Consider the following 3,834-nt stretch of genomic DNA (forward strand, 5'->3'; position numbering starts at 1 on the left):
AGCCAGGAACGGCGTCGATCTGGCGGCCAGGGGCCTGTCGGCGCAACTGCTTGCCGACATGCTGCTCGACGGGCTGGAAGGCATGAAGGCGCGGATCAGAGATCCGGAAGGGCAGCGGCAGGCAGCCGCTGCCCTGATCAGGGTGATCGACCTGACCTTGAAAGCATGATTGCGGACCAATCGATGCACATCGATTGGTCGCTCAGGCGCGCCGGCGCTCTGCCTCCGGGTTCTTGCGGGCCGCAAGAAATTCCTTGACCCGCCGGCCGGGTGCCGGACCGCGTACCGGCTTGAAGCCGTCATCCAGTTCGCCGGAGAGATCGAGCGTCGGTCGCTTGCCGACGGCGTCGTAATTCTCTTCCAGCCAGTCGCTGGCGGCGGTGCGGCCGAGATCTCTGAGGTAGGTCAGAAACGCCCATTCGGCGTTGACCTTCGAGGACGCCGACAGGTCCTTGAACGCCTCGTCGGCATCGATGCGGTGCATGCGGATGTCGCGGTACTCGCCATGTGGCAGACGGCCGGCGGCGATCAGCTCCTTGACGAAGGCAATCGAGCGGAATTCGCGCAGCAGCCCGGCGTTGAAGGTGATCTCGTCGATGCGGTTCTGGATCTCGTTGGCGCTTCTTGGTGTTCCCTCGCGCACCACCGGATTGATCTGCACCAGAAGCACGTCCTCGGTCGCAGCCGTCTTGAAGAACGGATAAAGCGCCGGATTGCCGCCATAGCCGCCATCCCAATAGGGCACGCCCTTGATCTCGACGGCGCGGAACAATTGCGGCAGGCAGGCCGAGGCCATCACCGTATCGAGGTCGATCTCCCCGTCGGAAAAGACGCGCAACTGTCCGGTCTCGACATTGGTCGCCGAGATGAACAGTTCCATCGACTTGCAGGCGCGGACGTTCTCGAAATCGATCTCCTGCTGCACCACGTCGCGCAGCGGATTGAGGCCGAGTGGGTTGGCGACATAGGGCGAGAACACCCGCGACATGGTATCGAAGAAGAGATAGCCGGGCGTGTTCTCGATCGACCAGTTGCCCCAGGCGACGTCCCACGGCATGCGCTGCACCGGGCTGAACCGCCCCTTGGCCGCCACCGCGCGCCAGAAATCGTCAAGTTTTTGCCGCGCGCCTTCGACTCCGCCGCGCACATATCCGTCGGCCAGCGCCACCGCGTTCATGGCGCCGGCGCTGGTGCCGGACACTGCTGATATCTCCAGCCGTCCGTCCTCCAGCAGCCGGTCGAGCACACCCCAGGAAAAGGCCCCGTGCGAGCCGCCGCCCTGAAGCGCTACGTTGATCTTCTTCGTCTCCTCCGCCTTGCCGTTCTTGGTCATGGCGTCGTCCTTGATCTATCCCTTTGGGTGGATGAGAGAGTTTTGCGCCTCACGCGGCGGTCCAGCCGCCGTCGACCGACAGTTGCGTGCCGTTGACCTGCGCCGCCGCGTCCGAGCACAGGAACACCGCCGCTGCCGCGATCTGCTCCACCGTGACGAATTCCTTGGTCGGCTGCTTGTCCAGCATGACCTCACGGATGACGGTCTCGCGGTCCATCTGATGGGCTTTCATCTGGGCGGGGATCTGCGCCTCGACCAGCGGCGTCAGCACATAGCCGGGGCAGATGGCGTTGCAGGTGATTTTTTCGCGCGCCAGTTCGAGCGCAACGGTTTTGGTCAATCCCATGATGCCGTGCTTGGCCGAGACATAGGCCGATTTGAACGGCGACGCGACCAGGCCATGCGCCGAGGCGATGTTGACGATCCGGCCGCCGCCGGCCTTTTTCATCAGCGGGATGGCGGCCGCGATGGTGTGGAACGCCGACGACAGGTTGATGGCAATGATGGCGTCCCATTTCTCGATCGGGAACTCTTCCACCGGCGCGACATGCTGGATGCCTGCATTGTTGACGAGAATATCGACCGAACCGAATGTCTCGGCCGCCTTGGCGATCAGCGCCCGGCATTCGGCCGGCTTCGACATGTCGGCCTTGATATAGGCCGTCTTCGCCTTGTGCTGTCTGGCGATCGCGTCAGCGATGGCGTGGTCGGCAGCCGTGTCGGAGAAGGAGTTGACGACGACATTATGGCCTTCGGCCGCCAACGCCTGGGCGATGGCCAGGCCAATGCCCGATGTGGAGCCGGTGATGACTGCGTGTTTTCTGGCGGCCAAGGTCGAAATCCTCTGGTTGCGGCAAGAGCGATCTTATGTTGCAGTGCAGCATATATGCTCAATGCGACGCAATAACAGCGGCCAGAATTTTTCGACGAGATGAAATTTTCGTCATGAGCGGCCACACGGCCGCTCACCAGGAGGATCCTGATCGGATCGGAGTCGCTCGCCAGGCGCCGAAAGAACCTCAGGCGACCAGGTCCGGCACCGGCCCGACATAGCGCGACTGCGGTCGGATCAGCCGTCCAGTCGTCTGCTGTTCACGCGCATGCGCGATCCAGCCGGCCACGCGCCCGGCGGCAAAGACATTGCTGAAAGCTTGCGGCGGAAAGCCCGCCGCTTGCAGCACCAGCGCGGTGTAGAACTCGACATTGGTCTGCAGCGAACGCTGCGGCTTGGCGATCCTAAGCACCTCGAGCGCCGTTTGCTCGACGGTCTCCGCAAAGGCCAGCCGGCGACCGGTTTCGCCCTCGCCGCCGAGTTGCCGCACGACGGCCTTCAGCACATCGGCGCGCGGATCGCGCACACGGTAGATGCGATGGCCGAACCCCATGATGCGCCTGCCCTGCGCGATCTCGTTGCGCAGCCAGCCGGCGGCATCGCCATGCGCCTGGATCGCATCCAGCATCTCGATGACGGGGCCAGGCGCGCCACCATGCAGCGGCCCTTTGAGCGCGCCAAGCCCGGCCAGCACAGAGGATGTCAGGCCGGCCTGCGTGGAGGCGACCACGCGCGTCGCAAAGGTCGATGCGTTGAGGCCGTGGTCGCAGACGGTCACCAGATAGGTGTCGAGCGCTTTTGTGAGCGCCGGCGAGGCGACGCGGCCGCCCAGCATCCTCAGCATGTCGGCGGCATGATCGGTGCGGCTGTCCGGCGCGATCGGCTGCTCGCCGCGCCGCAGGCGCAGCAGCGCCGGCGTCAGCACGGCGGGCGCCGCGATCAGCAGCAAGGCGTCGGTCAAGGTCTCGCCATCCGGCAGCTGCGCCATGCCGGCGCGCATGGCGCTGTAGACATCGAGCGGCGCCAGCAAAGGCAGCGAGGGCAAGAGCCGTTCGAACACGTCCGCACGCGCCTGTCCCAGCGCCCGCGTCAGTTGCGCATCATCGGGAAGGTCGTTGAAGAAGCCGTCGAGCAGCAGCCTAACCACCTGGGCATAGTTCCAACGGCCGGCCAGTTCCGGCAGCGAATGACCTCGGATCGTCAGACGGCCGCCAAGACCATCCACATCGGAAAGCACGGTTTCCGCCGCCACCACATCATCGAGCCCATTCGCCATAGCCTGTCTCCTTGAAGCATTTCCGGATCGGAGATAGAGATGGGCAACGTTTCCATCAATCTTGATCAATATAATCAATATCAGGGCTCGATATGTCCGAGTGGTTGTCCCGGGAAGAGGCGCTGGAGAGACTCAAGGTGCGGGCGCAGACGCTGTACGCCTATGTCAGCCGTGGGCGCATCGGCATGCGGCCCAACCGCGCCGATCCGCGCCGCAGCCAGTACCGCGCCGACGATATCGCCGCACTGGCGACCCGCCGGGCGCGCGGCCGCAGCCCGTCAGTCATCGCCGAAAGCGCCATCGCCTGGGGCGAGCCCTCGATCGTAACGGCGATTTCGACCGTCTCGCGCGGTCGGCTTATCTATCGCGGGCAGGACGCCGCAGTGCTCTCCG

At 64.5% G+C, this 3,834-nt stretch carries 3 protein-coding genes and 1 pseudogene; 1 reads left to right on the forward strand and 3 read right to left on the reverse strand.

Annotation, left to right across the window (positions count from 1 at the left end):
* Positions 1–202: 202 nt before the first annotated feature.
* The 3 genes from EN994_RS21805 to EN994_RS21815 all read right to left on the reverse strand — a co-directional run bounded on the left by EN994_RS21805 (position 203) and on the right by EN994_RS21815 (position 3,441).
* A complete protein-coding gene (locus EN994_RS21805) occupies positions 203–1,333 on the reverse strand; it encodes a patatin-like phospholipase family protein (protein WP_027162499.1) in 1,131 nt (376 codons plus the stop codon).
* Positions 1,334–1,382: 49 nt separating this feature from the next.
* On the reverse strand, positions 1,383–2,174 hold the full coding sequence (locus EN994_RS21810) for a 3-hydroxybutyrate dehydrogenase (protein ID WP_063169183.1): 792 nt from the start codon (positions 2,172–2,174) through the stop codon (positions 1,383–1,385).
* Positions 2,175–2,352: 178 nt separating this feature from the next.
* Entirely contained in the window at positions 2,353–3,441 is a 1,089-nt protein-coding gene (locus EN994_RS21815) for a citrate synthase/methylcitrate synthase (protein ID WP_063169184.1), read from the reverse strand.
* A gap of 92 nt (positions 3,442–3,533) precedes the next feature.
* Between EN994_RS21815 and EN994_RS21820 the strand changes: the two are divergent.
* Positions 3,534–3,834 (forward strand): annotated as a pseudogene (locus EN994_RS21820) (citrate synthase); the annotation flags it as partial.

The sequence above is a fragment of the Mesorhizobium sp. M7A.F.Ca.CA.002.09.1.1 genome (genome assembly GCF_003998555.1).
In the GTDB taxonomy this organism is placed as follows: domain Bacteria; phylum Pseudomonadota; class Alphaproteobacteria; order Rhizobiales; family Rhizobiaceae; genus Mesorhizobium; species Mesorhizobium ciceri.

Coding starts and splice junctions, on each gene's coding strand:
- EN994_RS21815 (WP_063169184.1), bottom strand. CDS start 3,441: ATGGCGAATGGGCTCGATGATGTGGTGGCGGCGGAAACCGTGCTTTCC.
- EN994_RS21805 (WP_027162499.1), bottom strand. CDS start 1,333: ATGACCAAGAACGGCAAGGCGGAGGAGACGAAGAAGATCAACGTAGCG.